Origin of the sequence: Streptomyces sp. NPDC058671 (genome assembly GCF_042716475.1) — a bacterium.
Classification (GTDB): domain Bacteria; phylum Actinomycetota; class Actinomycetes; order Streptomycetales; family Streptomycetaceae; genus Streptomyces.
On record NZ_JBHXSA010000006.1, the window covers coordinates 191655 to 208295 of the forward strand.

15 protein-coding genes and 1 pseudogene are annotated in these 16641 nt (G+C 73.4%); 4 read left to right on the forward strand and 12 right to left on the reverse strand.

The window, feature by feature from the left end; all coding sequences use genetic code 11:
• Positions 1 to 168 precede the first annotated feature (168 nt).
• Both ACFWV2_RS10050 and ACFWV2_RS10055 read left to right on the forward strand, forming a co-directional pair.
• Entirely contained in the window at positions 169 to 1149 is a 981-nt protein-coding gene (locus tag ACFWV2_RS10050; RefSeq protein ID WP_384404429.1) for an alpha/beta hydrolase, read from the forward strand.
• Positions 1146 to 2342 carry an acyltransferase gene (locus ACFWV2_RS10055; protein ID WP_384404432.1) on the forward strand — a complete coding sequence of 399 codons (1197 nt, stop codon included), beginning with the start codon at positions 1146 to 1148 and terminating at the stop codon, positions 2340 to 2342. The genes ACFWV2_RS10050 and ACFWV2_RS10055 overlap by 4 nt, the downstream gene beginning before the upstream one ends.
• A 101-nt stretch (positions 2343 to 2443) precedes the next feature.
• Here ACFWV2_RS10055 and ACFWV2_RS10060 read toward each other — a convergent pair whose 3' ends face one another.
• The 6 genes and pseudogenes from ACFWV2_RS10060 to ACFWV2_RS10085 all read right to left on the reverse strand — a co-directional run bounded on the left by ACFWV2_RS10060 (position 2444) and on the right by ACFWV2_RS10085 (position 7852).
• Entirely contained in the window at positions 2444 to 3397 is a 954-nt protein-coding gene (locus ACFWV2_RS10060; RefSeq protein WP_384404434.1) for an SUKH-3 domain-containing protein, read from the reverse strand.
• Between the two features lie 185 nt (positions 3398 to 3582).
• Positions 3583 to 3975: a YwqJ-related putative deaminase gene (locus tag ACFWV2_RS10065; RefSeq protein WP_384404435.1), complete on the reverse strand. Its 393-nt coding sequence runs from the start codon at positions 3973 to 3975 to the stop codon at positions 3583 to 3585.
• The gene (locus ACFWV2_RS10070; protein WP_384404437.1) at positions 3968 to 4438 is read right to left on the reverse strand and encodes an SUKH-3 domain-containing protein; all 471 of its coding nucleotides are present in this window, start codon (positions 4436 to 4438) and stop codon (positions 3968 to 3970) included. The genes ACFWV2_RS10065 and ACFWV2_RS10070 overlap by 8 nt, the downstream gene beginning before the upstream one ends.
• Positions 4439 to 4490: 52 nt before the next feature.
• Positions 4491 to 6209 (reverse strand): annotated as a pseudogene (locus ACFWV2_RS10075) (YwqJ-related putative deaminase); the annotation flags it as partial.
• Positions 6210 to 6371: 162 nt separating this feature from the next.
• A complete protein-coding gene (locus ACFWV2_RS10080) occupies positions 6372 to 7433 on the reverse strand; it encodes an aldo/keto reductase (protein ID WP_384404439.1) in 1062 nt (353 codons plus the stop codon).
• Positions 7430 to 7852: a MerR family transcriptional regulator gene (locus tag ACFWV2_RS10085; RefSeq protein ID WP_384404441.1), complete on the reverse strand. Its 423-nt coding sequence runs from the start codon at positions 7850 to 7852 to the stop codon at positions 7430 to 7432. Before ACFWV2_RS10085 ends, ACFWV2_RS10080 begins: the two co-directional genes overlap by 4 nt.
• Before the next feature lie 52 nt (positions 7853 to 7904).
• Between ACFWV2_RS10085 and ACFWV2_RS10090 the strand changes: the two genes are divergently transcribed.
• Positions 7905 to 8735 (forward strand): serine hydrolase domain-containing protein, encoded by an 831-nt coding sequence (locus ACFWV2_RS10090; protein ID WP_384404443.1) that lies wholly within the window; start codon positions 7905 to 7907, stop codon positions 8733 to 8735.
• Between the two features lie 95 nt (positions 8736 to 8830).
• Here ACFWV2_RS10090 and ACFWV2_RS10095 read toward each other — a convergent pair whose 3' ends face one another.
• The 5 genes from ACFWV2_RS10095 to ACFWV2_RS10115 are packed head-to-tail and all read right to left on the reverse strand — an operon-like array spanning position 8831 to position 14531.
• The gene (locus ACFWV2_RS10095) at positions 8831 to 9472 is read right to left on the reverse strand and encodes a hypothetical protein (protein ID WP_384404445.1); all 642 of its coding nucleotides are present in this window, start codon (positions 9470 to 9472) and stop codon (positions 8831 to 8833) included.
• A complete protein-coding gene (locus ACFWV2_RS10100) occupies positions 9469 to 11004 on the reverse strand; it encodes a sensor histidine kinase (RefSeq protein ID WP_384404447.1) in 1536 nt (511 codons plus the stop codon). The genes ACFWV2_RS10095 and ACFWV2_RS10100 overlap by 4 nt, the downstream gene beginning before the upstream one ends.
• Positions 11001 to 11687 carry a response regulator gene (locus ACFWV2_RS10105; protein ID WP_384404449.1) on the reverse strand — a complete coding sequence of 229 codons (687 nt, stop codon included), beginning with the start codon at positions 11685 to 11687 and terminating at the stop codon, positions 11001 to 11003. Before ACFWV2_RS10105 ends, ACFWV2_RS10100 begins: the two co-directional genes overlap by 4 nt.
• 55 nt (positions 11688 to 11742) lie before the next feature.
• Positions 11743 to 13359 (reverse strand): murein biosynthesis integral membrane protein MurJ, encoded by a 1617-nt coding sequence (gene murJ, locus ACFWV2_RS10110; RefSeq protein WP_384404451.1) that lies wholly within the window; start codon positions 13357 to 13359, stop codon positions 11743 to 11745.
• Positions 13356 to 14531 (reverse strand): lipid II:glycine glycyltransferase FemX, encoded by a 1176-nt coding sequence (locus tag ACFWV2_RS10115; protein ID WP_384404453.1) that lies wholly within the window; start codon positions 14529 to 14531, stop codon positions 13356 to 13358. The genes murJ and ACFWV2_RS10115 overlap by 4 nt, the downstream gene beginning before the upstream one ends.
• Before the next feature lie 207 nt (positions 14532 to 14738).
• Between ACFWV2_RS10115 and ACFWV2_RS10120 the strand changes: the two genes are divergently transcribed.
• Entirely contained in the window at positions 14739 to 15920 is a 1182-nt protein-coding gene (locus ACFWV2_RS10120; protein WP_384404455.1) for an Ig-like domain-containing protein, read from the forward strand.
• Positions 15921 to 15935: 15 nt separating this feature from the next.
• Here ACFWV2_RS10120 and ACFWV2_RS10125 read toward each other — a convergent pair whose 3' ends face one another.
• Positions 15936 to 16589 (reverse strand): pirin family protein, encoded by a 654-nt coding sequence (locus ACFWV2_RS10125; protein WP_384404457.1) that lies wholly within the window; start codon positions 16587 to 16589, stop codon positions 15936 to 15938.
• Positions 16590 to 16641 lie beyond the last annotated feature (52 nt).

Here is a 16641-nt window from a genome sequence, read left to right on the forward strand (position 1 = left end):
ACCCCCCGGGGGAAAACCCCACCATCTAGCGGGTGTTGGCTGCTCCTCCACCCCCTACCCCGGTATCCACCGAGGGTTGGCTCCCCGGTGTGACGTGCCGTCACCCGTCGTCTTCCTACCTTCCTCTCGCCGACGAACGAGTGAGAACCGGAGAGGGAGGGCGACCCCATGCGCCGCTTTGCGAGGACCCTGACCACCGTGGCCCTGGTGGCCACCGCGATCGCGGGGACGGCCGGTTGGGCGTCCGGGGACGCACAGGAGGCCGTCACCGGTGCGCCGGTCGGGACGGTGGGGTGGCGGGCTGCGGGGTTGCCGGACCCCGAGCGGATGAGCCCGGACGGGATCGCGCGGTTCTTCGCGGGACTCGACCCCGTAAGACAGGAAGAGCTGGCCCGCACCCACCCCGGGGTCGTCGGAAACCTCGACGGGGCTCCGCTGGAGCTGCGGTACGCGGCCAACGCCCGTTCCACGCGCGGGGAGTTCGGCGGGGCGCGGGTCCTGGCACACGATCCGCGCGGCCGGGGGCAGGTCGCCCTGGTGTACGGGGACCTGGCGCGGGCCGCGCACGTGGCGGTGATCGTGCCCGGCTCCGACATCGACGCCGACCACGTCCGGCCGCTCGCGGACATGGCGACCGCCCTTCGCCGGGCGACCGGCGGGCGTACGGCGGTCGTCGCCTGGGCCGGGTACACCACCCCCGTCGGCGTCGGCCTGGACGCGGCCACCGGCCGGCTCGCCGAGGCCGGAGCGGACCGGCTCACCCGCTTCGTCGACGGCCTCGGGGCCGTCGGCGCGGCCGAGCCGTCCCTGTTCTGCCACAGCTACGGCTCCGTGGTCTGCGGCCTCGCCGCCCACGACCTGAAGGCCAAGGACCTGGTGGTCCTCGGCTCCCCCGGAATGCGCGCCGAGAACGTGGACGCGCTCGGCACCTCCGCCCGCGTCTGGGCCGCGAAGGACCCCACCGACTGGATCGACCGGGTCCCGAACGTCGAGTTCGCGGGCCTCGGGCACGGCGCCGACCCGGCCGACCCGGCCTTCGGCGCCCGCCGGATCCCGGCCGAGGACGCCACCGGCCACGGCGGCTACTTCGCGCCCGGCACCGCCTCGCTCCGTACGTTCGCCGCGATCGCCGAGGGGGACGTCCGATGAACAGGCTCATCGAGAAGATCGAAGCGGGCACCCCCACCCACCGCGACCGGGCGATCGACGGGCTGCGCGCCCTGGCCCTGCTCGCCGTGCCCACCGGGCACTGGCTGCTCGGCGGCTTCACGCTCTCCTCCGACGGCGCCCTCCACAACGCGAGCCCGCTGGGCGCCTTCGCCGGTCTCGCCCCGGTCAGCTGGGTCCTCCAGATGCTCGGCATCTTCTTCCTCGTCGGCGGTTACGCCTCGGTCCTGTCGTACCGGCGGAGGAAGGGCTCCACGGGTGAGTGGCTGAAAGGGCGTCTCGCCCGGCTCGGCAGGCCCGTCCTCGGGGTCACGGCCGTGTGGGCGGCGCTCCTGCCGGCGCTCCACTTCGGCCTCGGGGTGCCGGTGGACACCCTGCGGACGGCGTCCACGCTGGTGATCCAGCCGCTCTGGTTCGTCGGTGTGTACACCGTCGTCACCGCGCTCACCCCGTTGTGCGTCCGGGCGGCCCGCCGCCTCGGGGTGTGGGCCGCGGCTCCGCTGCTCGGCTCGGTCGCCGTCGTCGACCTCCTGCGGTACGGGCCGTACGCCGACGCCGTGCCGTCCTGGCTGAGCCTCCTGAACATCCTGCCCGGCTGGCTCTTCGCGTATCAGCTCGGCGTCTCCTGGGGCGAGGGCCGGGTCACCCGGCGGCACGCGTGGGGTCTGCTCGTCGGCGGGGCGGCCCTGTTCGCCACCCTGCTGCTGGTCTTCGGCTACCCGGCGTCGATGGTCGGCGTCCCCGGCGAGGCCCGCACCAACTCGCACCCGCCGTCGCTGCTCGTCCTCGCCCTCGCCGCCGCGCAGAGCGGAGCGGCGGTCCTGCTCCGGGACCGGATCGGCCGACTGCTGAGGCGGCCCGCGCTGTGGGCCCCGGTCGTGGTGGTCAACCTGTCCGCGATGACGCTCCTGTGCTGGCACCAGACGGCGATGCTCACCGCCGCGATCCCCGCCGCGTTCCTCGGGGAGGTCCCGGGCCTGGTCGGCGCGCCGGACTCGGTCGGCTGGATCCTCGCCCGGCTGGCGTGGATGCCGGTCTTCGCCGCCCTGCTCGTCCTGATCGGCCGGTACGCCCGGTCCTTCGAGTCCCCCTGGACGACCACCGGCCCGGCCCGCCGCACCCTGGCGGGACTGCTCGCGGCGGGCTTCGCGGTGTTCGCGCTGGGGCTGGGTTAGGAGGGCGGACGGGGCGGGGGCGTGCGCCCCGCCCGGACCGGACGGGGGCGCGTGCGTCCCGCGACGGGTCCGGACGAGAAGGCGTGCGTATGCCGTGGCGGTCAGGCGGTGGGCGCCCAGGCGTCGAAGGCGGCCACGCACCGCTCCACGAGGGCGGCCGGGGATCCCACGGAAGCGCCCGCGCCCGCCGAGAGGGACAGGGCGAAGCCCGCCGAGCCGCCCACCGTGACCTCGCAGGCCAGCTCGGCCAGGGGCGCCGGCGTGCCGGCCGGCGGCGGTACCGACAGCACCAGTTCGCAGGAGTGGGCTCGCTGCGACAGTGCGGACAGGTGGCTCTCCATCGCCGTGACCAGGGGTTGCGCGCTGTCCTCCAGGCGACCGGGGCTCAGGCGGAAGACCTCGTCCAGGACGGTCACGCCGATCCCCCGGAGGGTGGTGGCGCGCAACCGGAGCCTTCGGGCGTCGAACACCTCGTGGGTGTGCAGGACGTAGACGGCGACCAGTGCCGCCCGGACGCCGCCGGCCAGGTCGGCCCGTGTCGCGTCCAGCGGCCACTGCCACGACCGCGCTCGCAGGCGTACGGGGCGCAGGCCCTCGGTCAGCGCGGTCAGCCCGGCCCGCACGCTGTCGCCGAGGAGCCAGGCGCCCCCGACGTCCAGGGAGAACAGCCGGCCCTCCTCGTCCACGGCGAGTGTCGCGTCGGCGTCGGTGCGGCCCAGGGGGAAGAGGCGGGTGCCGAGCGTTCCGGCGAGCCGGTGCAGGGAAGGGCCCGAGTAGCGGGCCTCCCGGGGGTCGACGACGCAACCGGTCGCCGCGACCTCACGGCCGCCGTGGGCGGCGGGCTCCAGGCGCAGCCCGTGGAACTCCCGGGCCGCGCGCTCGGCGGCGGGAAAGAGCGCCCAGGGGCCCAGGCCGGCGGTGGTGAGGAGCGCGAGCATCGCGGCGTCACCGGCGTCCCGGCCCTCCGGCGGGCCGGCCGGGGCGGCCGGGGCGGCCGGGGCGGGCACCTTGACGGACGGGGGCCGGTGGTCGGGCGTCACGCCGGACCCGGACACGGACGCGTGATCAGAGGTCCCGGCACGCCCGGCGTCGCGGTCAAGCACCCCGGCGGGCTCAGCTTCGCGGTCGGGCGTCACGCCGGACCCGGACACGGACGCGTGATCAGAGGTCGCGCCGCGCTCGGCGTCACGGTCGGGCGCCCCCGCGCGCTCGGTCAGGTGGTCAGGGGTCATGGCGGCGGTCAGGCGCCCTGGACGACGGTGATGCCCAGCGCCTCGACGAGGGCGGTGCAGCTTCGGCAGAGACGGGCCGGTGTGCCGTGCTCGGGGTCGCCCTGGGGCCGGATCTTCCGGGAGACGAGGGCCGCGTTCGCGAAGTGCGGCAGGGCGTCGGGGAGCGTGGTCGTCCCGCCGTCCGCGCGCTGCGCGTCGAGGGCGTACAGCTGGTCGGAGACGAGCGCGGATTCGGCGCAGTGGCCGAGGAACGGTTCGCGCAGGCGCGTCGGGAGCGCGTCGAAGAACTCCTGGACGGAGGGATGGAGGCGCGGCTCGCCCTCGCCGGTCAGGTTGGTCTGGGTGGTGATCGTCCCCTGGACCAGCAGGGAGGCGGCCGTGCCGGGGATGACGTCAGACAAAGTACTGCCCCGCTTCCTGCTGGGGGCCGCGGAGCAGGCAGCTGATGGCCTCGTGGGTGTTCGCTCCGAGGAAATAGGGACCGGTGTGGTGCATGAGGAAGAAGCGCCCGGTGTCGTCGATGAGGATCATCGCGCCGTCGAACTCCTCGTATCCGACCGGGAACAGTCTCCGGCCCAGGTTCTCGGCGAGCTCGGCCACGTCCTCGCCGCTCTCCTCGTAGATCCAGTGCGGGGTGAAGCCGACGGCGTCCGGCGGGTCCCCCGGAACGACCAGGCGCAGCCCGCCGAACTCGCGCACGAAGTCCTCGGCCGCCCCGAAGGGTTCGACGGGGTGCCCCTCCTCGGCGAAGCGTTCCGTCACGACCCGCAGGAGTCCGGGCAGCTCCGCGCCGATGTCGCGTCCGCGGGACCAACCCGCCTCGGTCAGGGCGGCCTCGACCTGCTCCGCTGTCATTCTCGGCATGCCTTGCTCTCTCTCAGTGGTGCGCGATGACGCCGGCCAGCGGCAGCATCTTCGAACAGGACCGGCACGGCGGCTTGTAGTCGCCGTGGAACAGCTGGCCCTCACCGGGTCGCAGGTCCCCGATCTGCACGGAGTACACGAGCGACCCCTTCATGGCCTGCTGGACGTCGTCGCCGGAGACTATTTTGGTCCCGTCGGGGTCCAGCTGGTGCAGCCGGTCCGACACCAGCGCGACCTCCGCGCATTTCCCGTGGCCGTTGCCCGGGTTCTGGTCGGCCGCCTTCAGGTCCCTCTCCACCTGGTCCAGGATCTGTTTCAGGGCCGGGTGGGTGGACATCTGGGAGTCGCCGAGGCCGGTGTTGCTCGTGTGGGAGGACAGGACGCCGTCGTGGAGGAGCGTCCCGGCGCAGGCGGTCTTCAGCCGGTGCTTGCCCTCCGGGTAGGGGTTGCTGGGCGGCTGGTTCTTGGCGTCGTTCGCCAGCTTGTCGGCCTCGTCGACGAGCAGCTTCCGCTGCTCCTCCGGACTGAGGTGCTTGACGTCCAGCGCGTCCCTGCGGTGGTTCTTCATGCCCTTTCCGGTCTGGCCGTGCCAGCCGGGCTGGGGGGTGAGGGGGTTGCCGCGGGGCCCGTTGCCGGATCCGCCGTTGTTGTTGCCGCCACCGGTCGGGGGCTTTCCGCCGCCCGTGCCTGTCGGCGGCTTGCCGCCGGTTCCGCCCGCGCCGCCCCTGCCGTCGCCCGCGTCGTCCTTGCGCTGGCGGGCGAGGCGCGCGCGGATGTCGTCGTCGTTGTTCTTGTGGGTGGTCGAGATCTGCTTGACGGCCTTGGGCAGGGTCTCGCCGATGTGGTCGCCAATGGTCTTGGCGGACTTCGTCAGCGCGCCCATGGCCTTCTCGATGACCGGATCCAGGGCGTCGGCGATGTCGTCCCTGCCCTTGTTGCGGCCCTGGGCCGTCTTCGCCTTGGTCAGCTTGCCGGAGGTCTTGCCGTGGATGCCGACGCTCACGCCGTTCAGCCGGGTACTGGCCTGATCGTGCTCGTCGTGTTCGATGTGGAAGCCCTTGCCCTTGCCCCCGCTGCCGCTACCGCTACCGCCGGCGGAGGCGAGGTTCAGGCCGTCCTTGGCGCTCTGCACGCCCCCGTCGAAGCCGTCCTTGCCGGCCTGCTTCGTCTGGTCGAGGTTCACACCGTCCTGCACGCCCAGGGCGTCCATGCCCACCTGGACGACGAGGTCGGCCGCCATGCCCTCAAGGGCGGCGACGGCCGGCTCGGTCATGACCGAGACGATGTGCCCGACCGCCTCCTGCATGGCGTTCGTGATGAGCTTCAGCAGCTGCTTCTTGGTGAGCGCGATCGCCCCCGCGCCGAGCAGTGCGGACAGGCCACCCGTCACCGGGATCAGCGCCATGGCGAGTCCGGTCTGGCCGGCCAGGATCCCGAGCTCGGCGACCGCCTTCCACTTCATGGCCTCGATCGCGCCTGCCGCCATGTCCAGGGCACCGGCGATGGTCCGGGCCGCGGATACCGTGTCCTTGAGGTGTTTGCCCTTGACCTTGACCCAGTGCGCGTTCAGCGCGTCGATCGCCTCGCCGTGCCCGGACGACAGCAGGCGCTCCATCTGGTTGTTGGCGAGCTGGCCGTCGTCGGCGAGGTCGTCCGCGAACTCCCGGAGGGCGTCCGCCATCTCCCGGTAGGCGTCCTCGTCGACGTTCGGCCAGTTCACCCCCACCAGGTCCAGCAGCGTGTCCGCCCAGTCCGGCACCGTGACAGCCATGGTCTGAAATCCCCCCGTGCGCAAAGGCGTTCGCATGACGAAAGCGACAACACTGTGTCATGGGAGGCGGGGGGCGATCAACGCGTCATCCCCTTCCCGCGCGCACGGGAAGGGGACTTCTTCGCACATTACCTACTGCACATGCCCGTTACCCCGCAGCCGTCACGAAGTACCCGGCGCAGGTGTCCCGGACGCGTCTGTGACCTCGCGCGACACCGACGTGAACCGCATGTCCGGGTAGCGGTCGCCCGTCACCAGGCTCGCGATCGGTTCCAGTGCGGCGAGTTCGGACTCCGTGAGGGTGATGCGGGTGGCGGCCGCGTTCTCCTCCAGGCGGGAGCGCTTGCGCGTGCCCGGGATCGGGACGACCGTCAGGCCGTGCACGGAGGCCCGGTGGTGGACCCAGGCCAGGGCGATCTGCGCCGGGGTCGCGCCGTGCGCCGCGGCGATCCTGCGGACCGGGTCGAGCAGGGCGGCGTTCCGCTCGGCGTTCTCGCCGGTGAACCGCGGCTGGTACCGGCGGAAGTCGCCGCCCTCCAGGTCCTTGGCGGCGTCCGCGAACGACCCGGTCAGAAAGCCGCGGCCGAGCGGGGAGTACGGCACGAAGGTGACGCCGAGTTCGGCGGCGGCGCCGACGGCGCTGCGCTCCACGTCCCGGGAGAAGAGCGACCACTCCGACTGGAGGGCGGCGATCGGATGCACGGCGTGGGCCTCGCGGAGTTCCGGTCCCGTGACCTCGCTGAGGCCGAGGTGGCGGACCTTGCCCTCCTTGACGAGTTCGGCCATCGCGCCGACGGACTCGGCGAAGGGGACCTGCGGGTCGCGGCGGTGCATGTAGTAGAGGTCGATGGTCTCGACGCCGAGGCGGCGCAGGCTGTCCTCCGCGGCCTTCCTGATGTAGGCGGGGTCGTTGCGGACGGCCCGGTGGGCCGGGTCGTCGGCGCGCCGCTCGATGGCGAACTTGGTCGCGAGGACGACCTCGTCGCGGCGGGCGGCGAGGAAGGGGGCGAGGAACTCCTCGTTGGCTCCGCTGCCGTAGATGTCGGCGGTGTCGATCAGGGTGACGCCGGCCTCCAGGGCCGCGTCGAGGGTGTCGCGGGCGGCGGCCTCGTCGGTCTCGCCGTAGAACTCGCTGATGCCCATGGCCCCGAAGCCCTGGACGCCGATCTCGGGTCCGTCCTGGCCGCCGAGACGTACGGTGTCGATCCTGGTCGCGCTGGTCATGAAGATGTGCCTCCGCAGGGGGTGCCGTAATGGCTGATCTTGATGTCGAGCACGGCGAGCGTGTCCTGGAGCTCGGTGATCCGGGAGAGCACGTCCCGCCTGGTGGTCTCCAGGAGCTCCCGTCGCGCGTCCCGGGTGTGGTCGCCCTCGCGGACCAGTTCGGCGTACCGCACCATGTCGGCGACCGGCATCCCGGTCAGCCGCAGTTTGCCGACGAAGCCCAGCCAGCCCAGGTCCTGTTCGGTGAAGCGGCGCTGGCCCGTGTGCGAGCGGTCGACGTGCGGCATCAGGCCGATCCGCTCGTACCAGCGCAGGGTGTGCGCCGAGAGGCCGGTCAGTGCGGCGACCTCGCTGATGGTGTAGTGGGTCCGGGCCGCTCCCGGGTTCACGCTCGTGCTCGTGCTCGCCATCACGCTCATGACCCCCACGCTAAAACGTTGGAGTGCACTCGAAGCAAGTAGGCTCGGCCGCATGCAGAGCAGCGTGCCGAGCCTGGCGTCGATCGAGAACTGGCCCGTCCCCACCGCGGCGGCCGCCGTCGTCCGCGCGGACGGCACCCTGGCCGGGTCCCACGGCCCCACCGGGCGGCGGTTCCCGCTCGCCTCGGTCACCAAGCCGCTCGCGGCGTACGCCGTCCTCGTCGCGTACGAGGAGGGGGCGATCGACCTCGACGAGCCCGCCGGGCCCGAGGGCGCGACCGTCCGCCATCTCCTCGCCCACACCTCGGGGCTCGCCTTCGACGAGAGCCGGGTCATGGCCGCGCCCGGCACCCGCCGGATCTACTCGAACACGGGCTTCGAGGCGCTCGGCGACCATGTCGCCAAGTCGACCGACATCCCTTTCGCCGAGTACCTGCGCCAGGCGGTCCTGGAGCCGCTCGGCATGGCCTCCACGTCCCTGGAGGGCTCGCCCGCCAAGGACGGTGTGTCGACCGTGGACGACCTGGTGCGGTTCGCCGCCGAGGTGCAGGCGCCGAGGCTGCTCGACCCGCGTACCGTCCTGGACGCGATGAGTGTCACGTACCCCGGTCTGACCGGCATCCTGCCCGGTTACGGGCACCAGAGGCCGAACGACTGGGGCCTCGGCTTCGAGATCCGCGACGGCAAGTCCCCGCACTGGACGGGCGCCACCTCCTCGCCGCGCACCTTCGGGCACTTCGGGCAGTCCGGCACGTTCCTGTGGATCGACCCGGACGCGCGGGCCGCCTGCGTGGCGCTCACCGACCGGCCCTTCGGGACGTGGGCGATCGAGGCCTGGCCGCCGTTCACGGACGCGGTGCTCGCGGAGCTGCGGGCGGCTTGAGCTGCACGTGCCGGGGACTTGAGCGGGACCTGCGGGGGGCCTGAGCTGCACGTGCCGGGGTTTGAGCGGCGGGTTCGTCGCCCGGGCCCCGTTCGTCAGTCGTCGCAGCGGGTGTTCGGCAGGGTGCCGTCCGCGCCGGCGACGGACACCTCGACCGCGCCGGCCGGGTGCGCCGCGTACGCCGCCGTGCACACCAGCTGGCGGACGGCCGTGTCGGAGAGGCTCCGGACGGGGAACGGGGCCCGCAGCCGGAGCGCCAGGCGCCCTTCCGTCACGGTCCCCTTCGCGCCGGTCCCGATCGCCTCGACCCGCGGCGCCTGCCCGCTCGTCGGCAGGGCGCTGGTGATGCCGACGTCTGCCTCGGCGGGCCCGGGGCCCGCGACGAGGGCGGCGAGGACCTTGTCGGTGGGCAGGCCCCGGACGGTCAGGGCGTCGGCGGCGACCTCGTACCCCGGGCCGAACCCCTCGTAGGGGACGGCGGCGTCGTCGGGGTCGTCCGGCGTGGGGGTGGGCTCGGGGCCCGTGGGGCCGGCCTCGCGGACCACCGGCATCGGCAGGCCGTCGGGGCCGAGGAAGAAGAGCACCATCCGCTCCTCGGGGATCGGCGCGACGACGACGGTCGCGGCCTCGCCCGCTTCGACGACGTCGCTCTCCTGTATGCCGCAGCCGGCGAGCGCCGCCAGGCCGCCGACCGCCACCACGGACGCCAGGGCCGAGCCCACCGGCCGGCGCTTCACCGGGGCATCCGTACGGTGAAGACCGCCCCGCCCCCGGGGTGGTCGGCGGCCGTGACGGTGCCTCCGTGCAGCCGGACGTTCTCCAGGGTGATCGCGAGCCCCAGGCCGCTGCCCGCCGAGCGGGTCCGGGCCTGGTCCGCCTTGTAGAAACGGTCGAAGACGTGCGGCAGGACGTCCGGGGGGATGCCGGGGCCCCGGTCGGCGACCTCCGTCACCAGCTCGTCCCCCTCCGCGTACAGCCGGACCGTCACCGGGGCGGCACCGTGCCGCAGCGCGTTGCCGACGAGGTTGGCGACGACGACGTCGAAGCGGCGCGGGTCGAGCCTGGCCCTGATGCCCTCGGTGAGGTACGGGACGACCTGCCGCGGATCGGTCCAGTGCCGGTGCTGGAGGGTCTTGCGGACACAGTCGGCGGCGTCGACCTCGTCCGTGTGGAGCTCGGCGGCCCGCGCGTCGAACCGGGAGATCTCCATGAGGTCCTCGACGAGCACGGCGAGCTTCCCGGTCTCGGCACTGATCAGACGGACCGCGCGGGCGGTGTCGCTGTCGAGGCTCCCGGCGTCCTCGTCGAGGACCTCGGTGACGGCGAGCATCCCGGCGAGCGGGGTGCGCAGTTCGTGCGAGACGTCGGAGGCGAAACGGCGGGCGCGGGCCTCGGCGTCGCGGAGTTCCGCGACGGAACGTTCCAGCTCGGCGGCGGACTCGTTGAACGTCCTTGCGAGGTCGGAGAGTTCGTCGCTGCCCTTGGCGTGGATACGGGTGTCGAGGCGGCCGCGCCCCATGCTGTGGGCCGCGTGGCGCAGCTCCCGTACGGGGCGGAGCACACCGCGCGCGGCGATCAGCGCGGGGATCAGGGCGACGGCGAGGGCGGGGAGGGCGCCGTCGCGGGCGGCGGCGACCATGGCCTCGATGTTCGCCTCCTCCTCCGTGAGGTCCAGGACCGCGTAGACGACGAGGCCGGTGCGCTGGGGCGGGCCCGCGGGTGACCGGGCGTGGAAGACGGCGGGCACGGCGATGGTGAGGTACGGGGTGCCACCCTTGACGACCCGCTGGAAGCTGCCGTGCGGGGTGGTCTGGTCGGTGGCACGGTCCCGCAGCTCCTGGGTGATGACGGAGGAGGTCGGCCGGTCGGTGGACGAGACACGGAGGGTGCCGTACTCGGCGTAGACGCGCCAGGGGCGGGGCTTGCCCTGGCGGGCGATGTGGAGGAGCGCGGTCCGCAGCTGTTCCGCCTCGACGGGCAGCGCGACGGACAGGTTGTCGACCTGCTCGCGGAACGCCGAGACGGCGGTGTCCTGGGTCTGCTCCAGGACGGCGGTGCGGGCGGCCCGGTAGGTGAGGGCGGCGGTGGTGCCGCAGCCGACGGCGGCGACGAGCAGGAACGCGAGGACGAGACGGGTGCGCAGCCCGAAGGGGTGGGGGCGGAGGCGGGGCGCGCGTGCCTTCCGTCGCGGGGCCCGGCCGGACTCGTCCCGGTCCGTGTCCTGAGCCCCGTGCCCGGTGTCCGGCTCCGGGCGCAGACAGGCCTTCACAGGGGTCCGAAGCGGTAGCCGAAGCCGCGCAGGGTCTGGATGTAGCGGGGCTCGCCCGGGGTGTCCTCGATCTTGTTCCGCAGGCGCCGGACGCAGGCGTCGACCAGGCGGGCGTCGCCGTGGTAGCTGTGCTCCCAGACGTGTTCGAGGAGCTGCTGACGGCTGAAGACCTGATCGGGCGCGGCCGTCAGGTGCAGCAGCAGCTTCAGCTCGGAGGGGGCGAGGGCGATGCGCTCGCCCGCCTTGGCGACGGTGAGTCCGGCGCGGTCGATGGACAGTTCGCCGTGGGACTCGACGGCCGGCCTGTTGCCGGCCGGTGGTTCCTCGATGCGGCGCAGGACGGCTCGTATGCGGGCCTCGATGACCTCGGTACGGGCGGGCTTGACGATGTAGTCGTCGGCGCCGGCCTCCAGGCCGATGACGACGTCGAAGTCGTCGCCGCGGGCGGTCAGCATGATGATCGGCAGCTGGCTGCTCTCGCGGACGCGGCGGCAGACCTGGACGCCGTTCATTCCGGGCAGCATCAGGTCGAGCAGCAGCAGATCGGGCCGGAACTCGGCGAGCGCGTCGAGCCCGGCCTCCCCGGTGGGCGCGGTGCGCACCTCGTGCCCGCGGCGGCGGAGGCCGAGCTCGACGCCTTCGCGGACGGAGGGGTCGTCTTCTATGAGGAGCACGCGGGGCATCTGTGGAGTATCCCAAGGTGGACGGGGTGGAACGTGACGGGGGCGGGCGCCCGCGTCAGCGGCGGTGGAGGCGGGTCGTGCCGGACCTCAGGAGCGTCTGGAGTTCGGTGAGCCGGAGGGGGTGGGCCAGGGTCGCGAAGGCCGTCAGGATCGTCAGCGCGCCCGCCAGCCCGGCCGGCACCGCCCCCGCCGGGCCGGTGAGGTCGGTGACGAGGAACCCGTATCCGGCGGCGGGCACGGCCGCGGCGAGGAGCCGTACGAGCGCGGGTCCGGCGCCGCCGCCGGACGGGGTCCCGCCGAGCCGGCGCCGCAGGACGTACGCCGTGAGCCCCCAGCCGGCCCACAGGGCGAGCGAGTACCCGGCCGCCATGCCGACGACGGCCCAGCGGGTCGGCAGGTACTGGTGGGCGGCGAACGACAGCGCCGCGTTCAGTCCGGCGATCACGAGGTTGAGCAGGAACGGGGTGCGGGTGTCGCGCAGGGCGTAGAAGGCGCGGGTGCACACGTACTGTCCGGACAGGGCGACCAGGCCGGGCGCGAAGGCCATCAGGATCCAGGACATCGCGCGGATGTCGTCTCCGGTGGTCGCCCCGTACCGGAAGACCACCGTCATCAGTGGTACGGCGAGCGCGAGGAGGGCGCAGGCCGCGGGGACGACCGCCGCCGAGCTGGTCCGCAGCGCGTACGAGACGTCCCGCCGGACCGCCGCGAGGTCGCCGTCGGCGGCCGCGCCGCTCATCCGGGGCAGCAGCGCGGTGACGAGGGAGACGGTGATGATGCCGTGCGGGACGGTCCACAGGAGGTAGGCGTTGTTGTACGCGGCGAGGCCTCCGCCGCTGACGGACTCGCCCGCCGAGGTGGCGAGCAGGGTGGTCACCCAGTACGCGGCCTGGTTGGTGAGGACGAGCAGCACCAGCCAGCCGGCCGAGCGCAGCGGCTCGCCGAGACCGCTGCCGCGCCAGTCGAGGCGGGGCCGCCAGCGGAAGCCGGCGGCGCGCAGCGAGGGCACGAGGGCGAGGGCCTGGAGCGCGATGCCGGCGGTGGTGCCCCAGCCGAGGAGCGCGGCCTCGCCGGGGCTGAGGGTCCCGCCGTCGCTCAGCACGAGGAAGAGGGCGAAGACGGCGACGACGACCACGTTGTTGAGGACGGGCGTCCACATCATGGCGCCGAACCGGCCGCGGGCGTTGAGGACCTGGCCGAGGAGGGTGAAGAGCCCGAGGAAGAGGATCTGCGGCAGGCACGCGCGCGCGAAGGCGACCGTCATCTCCCTCTGCGCGCCGGCGTAGTCGGTGTACGTGTCGACGATCAGGGGCGAGGCGAGGACCGCCCCGGCCGTGATCACGGTCAGGGCCAGCGCGCAGAGGGTGAGGAGCCGGTCGGTGTAGGCGACTCCGCCGTCCTCGTGTTCCTTGGCGGCCTTGACCAGTTCGGGGACGAAGACCGCGTTGAGGGCGCCGCCGAGGAGCAGCATGTAGACGATGGTGGGGACGGAGTTGCCGACCGCGTAGCCGTCGGCGACGTAGCCCGCGCCGAGGGCGGCCGCGACGGCGGCCGCGCGGACGAAGCCGGTGGCGCGGGAGACGAGCGAACCGGCGGCCATGAGCGCACCGCTGCGGAGGGCGGACGGCGTGGCCTTCGCCCGGGGGCGTTCGGCGGTGAGCGTGGCCGTCATCGGCGGGCCAGGTACGCCTGGAAGGCGCGGTACAGCGCGTGGTTGGTCGTGCCTCGCATCGGTGTCTCCCACTCCCCCAGCGTCTCGACGACCTGGCCGCCGGTGCCGAGCTTCCAGCGGAGGAGCCCGTGGGCGCGGTCGTCCGGATCGAGGGTGGAGGGTACCCCGCGCAGGTCGTAGACGGCGGCGCCGAGGGCGTGCGCGTCGAGCAGCATGCGCCATTGGAGGGCGTTGGAGGGGCGCACCTCGCGGCGGTGGTCTGCGGACGCGCCGGTCTGGTACCAGACGCGTCCGCCGACGGTGACCATGGTGTGGGCGGCGAGGATCTCGCCCTCGTGGCGGGCCAGGTAGAGCTTCATGCGGCCGGGCTGTTCGGCGTTGAGGACGGCGTACTGGCGCTCGTAGTACGCGAGGGAGCGGCCGAGCCGGAAGCCGTCGCGTTCCTCGGTGACGCGGAGCAGCCGGTAGAACTCGGGCAGGTCGGCGGCCGATCCGAGGGTGACCTCGACGCCGGACCTGCGGGCCTTGCGGACGTTGCGCCGCCACTCCTGGTTGAGGCCGCTCCACAGGTCGTCGGGGGTGCGTCCGGTGAGGGGGACCTGGAAGACGTGCCGGGGCTGGGCGTCGGCGCCGTCCTCGGACTCGCCGCCGCAGCGGCGCCAGCCGCGTGCCCGCAGGCGTTCGGCGACGACGGTGCCGAGCGGGTCGACCTCGTCGGCGAGGACGTCGGCGAGTCGGCGGCGGGGCCCGGTGCCGGCCTTGACGGTGGCGGCGGTCCACCGCCGGTGGGCCGGCCCGGGGCCGATGCGTACGGCGAAGGCGCCCGAGGCGCGCAGATGCCCGAGCAGCGGGTCGAGCCAGCCGTCGACGTCGGGGTCGGACCAGTCGGCGACGGGCCCTTCGGGAAGGTAGGCGAAGTACTTGCGGGTGCCGGGGAAGGGCCGGAGCAGCACCAGGGCGACTCCGTTCAGCTCACCGGACTCGGGTCCCCAGCCGATGAGTTGGTGACTCCAGCCGTCCTTCACCTGTGCCCAGGAGGGGACTTGGAGGAAGCTGGGTCCGTCGGCGCCGGAGCGGGTGGCGAGGAAGGCACGGTAGGCCTCGGGTGTCACGGGGCCGAGCCGCAGGGCGCGGTGGTCGGCGGGTGCGGCCGTCACGAGCAGCGCTGACACAACGGGAGCCTCCTTGTTCCGCCCCTCGGTGGTGGGGCGCACAGCAGGCTCACAGCCGGATTCGACGGAAGCGCGCGGTCAATGTGACCGGACCATGACCGTTCCGTCGCAGCCCTCGTCACAGGGGCTCCGCACGGCCGTCTCGGGCCGTCTCCGCCCTACAGTCCGGAACATCCCACTCGCTCCTCTCTCCTGCGGAGGTCCTCCGTGCCGCGCACCCACACCCGCATACGCACCCCCCGTCCCCTTTTCGCCGCAGTGGCGCTGAGCGTCTCCCTCACGGCCTGTTCGGCGCAGGCGGCGGACGGCACCCCACGGGCGGGTGGCCCCGCGTCAGCCGCTCCCCCGGCGAAGGTGACCGTCGTGGACCCGGCGGCCGGCCGGCCGGTGACGGTGACCGCGTCGGGCGGCACGATCGCCGCGGTGAAGGTGGCCGACGCGGACGGCGGAGCGCTCACGGGCCGTACGGGCGCGGGCGGCACCCGCTGGGTCTCGGACCGCAGGGCGGCGCCCGGTTCCTCGTACACGGTGGAGGTGACCTCCCGTACGGCCGACGGCGAGGAGTCGACGACCCGGTCCTCCTTCACCACTCCGGAGCCGGAGCGGGTCAACAAGCTGACCCTGGCGCCGGGCAGGAACAGCACGGTGGGCATCGGGCATCCGCTGTCGATCGTCTTCGACCTGCCGGTGACGCGGAAGGCGGACGTGGAACGGCAGTTGAAGGTGACGACGTCGAACGCCACCGAGGGGTCCTGGGGCTGGGTCAAGGACTACTCGGGCCGGGACCGGGCCGACTGGCGGCCCCGGGAGTACTGGAAGCCCGGCACGAAGGTCACCCTGGAGGCGGACCTGAACGGCACGGACTCGGGCGGCGGTTGGTTCGTACGGGACTACCGCACGGGCTTCACGATCGGCGCCGCGCAGATCGTGGGGGTCGACCTGGACCGGCACACGCTGACCCTGCGGCGGGACGGCCGCACCGTCCGTACGATCCCTGTCTCCGGGGGCACCCCGGGCGGCGACAAGCGGTCCTGGCGGGGCACGGCGGTCCTGATGGCGAAGGAGGGCACCATCAACATGAACTCGGAGACGGTGGGCCTCGGAGACGCGTACGACAAGGACGTCGACCACTCGATGCGGCTGACGTGGTCGGGGATGTACGCGCACGCGGCGCCGTGGAACGCGAAGTACTTCGGCAACGCCAACATGAGCTCCGGCTGCATCGGCATGAGCGACGCGGACGCGGCGTCCTTCTACGCCTCGGTGAACGTCGGTGACCCGTTCGAGATCACCGGCCGCGACACGAAGGGGGTCGTCGCCGAGGGGAACGGCTACGGGGCGTGGAACCTGAGCTGGGCGGACTGGCAGCGTAGGAGCGCGGTGCGCTGAGGTCCGCGCGGGGGGCTAGCGCGCCCCCATCTCCCAGAGCAGGACTTCGGCTTCCTCCGTCGCGGCCAGCCCGAGACCCCTGGCGTCGGTGAGCCTGGCCGCGTCGCCGGGGGCCAGGTCCTCGTGGCCGAGCCGTACCGTCCCCCGCACGACGTGGACGTAGACGTCACCCGCCTCCGGTACGGGGGTGGTGGCGCCCGCCCCCAGGCGGTGGACGTGCAGGACCGCGCCCGCAGCCGGCAGGGCGTACGCGCCGTCGAGGCCGCGGACCACCTCGTACGACGGCTCCCCGGCCGGTGACAGCGGCGCGAGCCACATCTGTACGAAGACCAGGGGCACGTCGGCGTCGTTGCGCTCGACGTGCCGGACGCCGTCGGCGGCGCTGAGCCGCTGGAGGTCGCCCGCGCGGACGACCGTGGTGTGGCCGGCCGTGTCGTGGTGGGTCAGTTCGCCCTCGACGACCCAGGTCACGATCTCGGTGTGGCTGTGCGGGTGCTCGTCGAAACCGGCGCCGGGCGCGAGCCGCTCCTCGTTGCAGGCGAGGAGGGCGCCGAAACGGAGGTTGTCCGGGTCGTAGTGCGGCCCGAAGGACAGGGCGTGCCGGGTCTCGATCCCGGCCGCGGGGTCGCCCCCGGGGTACCGCTCGGCGGCGCGCTGGATACGTGTCACGGGCCCCACGGTAGTGCCGCACCCGGAGGGGAACACGCCCCGACCCCGCACG

Bases quoted from the DNA above. Each gene is read 5' to 3' on its own strand.
- ACFWV2_RS10050 (WP_384404429.1), top strand. From the start codon at position 169: ATGCGCCGCTTTGCGAGGACCCTGACCACCGTGGCCCTGGTGGCCACC.
- ACFWV2_RS10090 (WP_384404443.1), top strand. From the start codon at position 7,905: ATGCAGAGCAGCGTGCCGAGCCTGGCGTCGATCGAGAACTGGCCCGTC.
- ACFWV2_RS10070 (WP_384404437.1), bottom strand. From the start codon at position 4,438: ATGCCGAGAATGACAGCGGAGCAGGTCGAGGCCGCCCTGACCGAGGCG.
- ACFWV2_RS10080 (WP_384404439.1), bottom strand. From the start codon at position 7,433: ATGACCAGCGCGACCAGGATCGACACCGTACGTCTCGGCGGCCAGGAC.
- ACFWV2_RS10105 (WP_384404449.1), bottom strand. From the start codon at position 11,687: ATGCCCCGCGTGCTCCTCATAGAAGACGACCCCTCCGTCCGCGAAGGC.
- ACFWV2_RS10055 (WP_384404432.1), top strand. From the start codon at position 1,146: ATGAACAGGCTCATCGAGAAGATCGAAGCGGGCACCCCCACCCACCGC.
- murJ (WP_384404451.1), bottom strand. From the start codon at position 13,359: ATGACGGCCACGCTCACCGCCGAACGCCCCCGGGCGAAGGCCACGCCG.
- ACFWV2_RS10085 (WP_384404441.1), bottom strand. From the start codon at position 7,852: ATGAGCGTGATGGCGAGCACGAGCACGAGCGTGAACCCGGGAGCGGCC.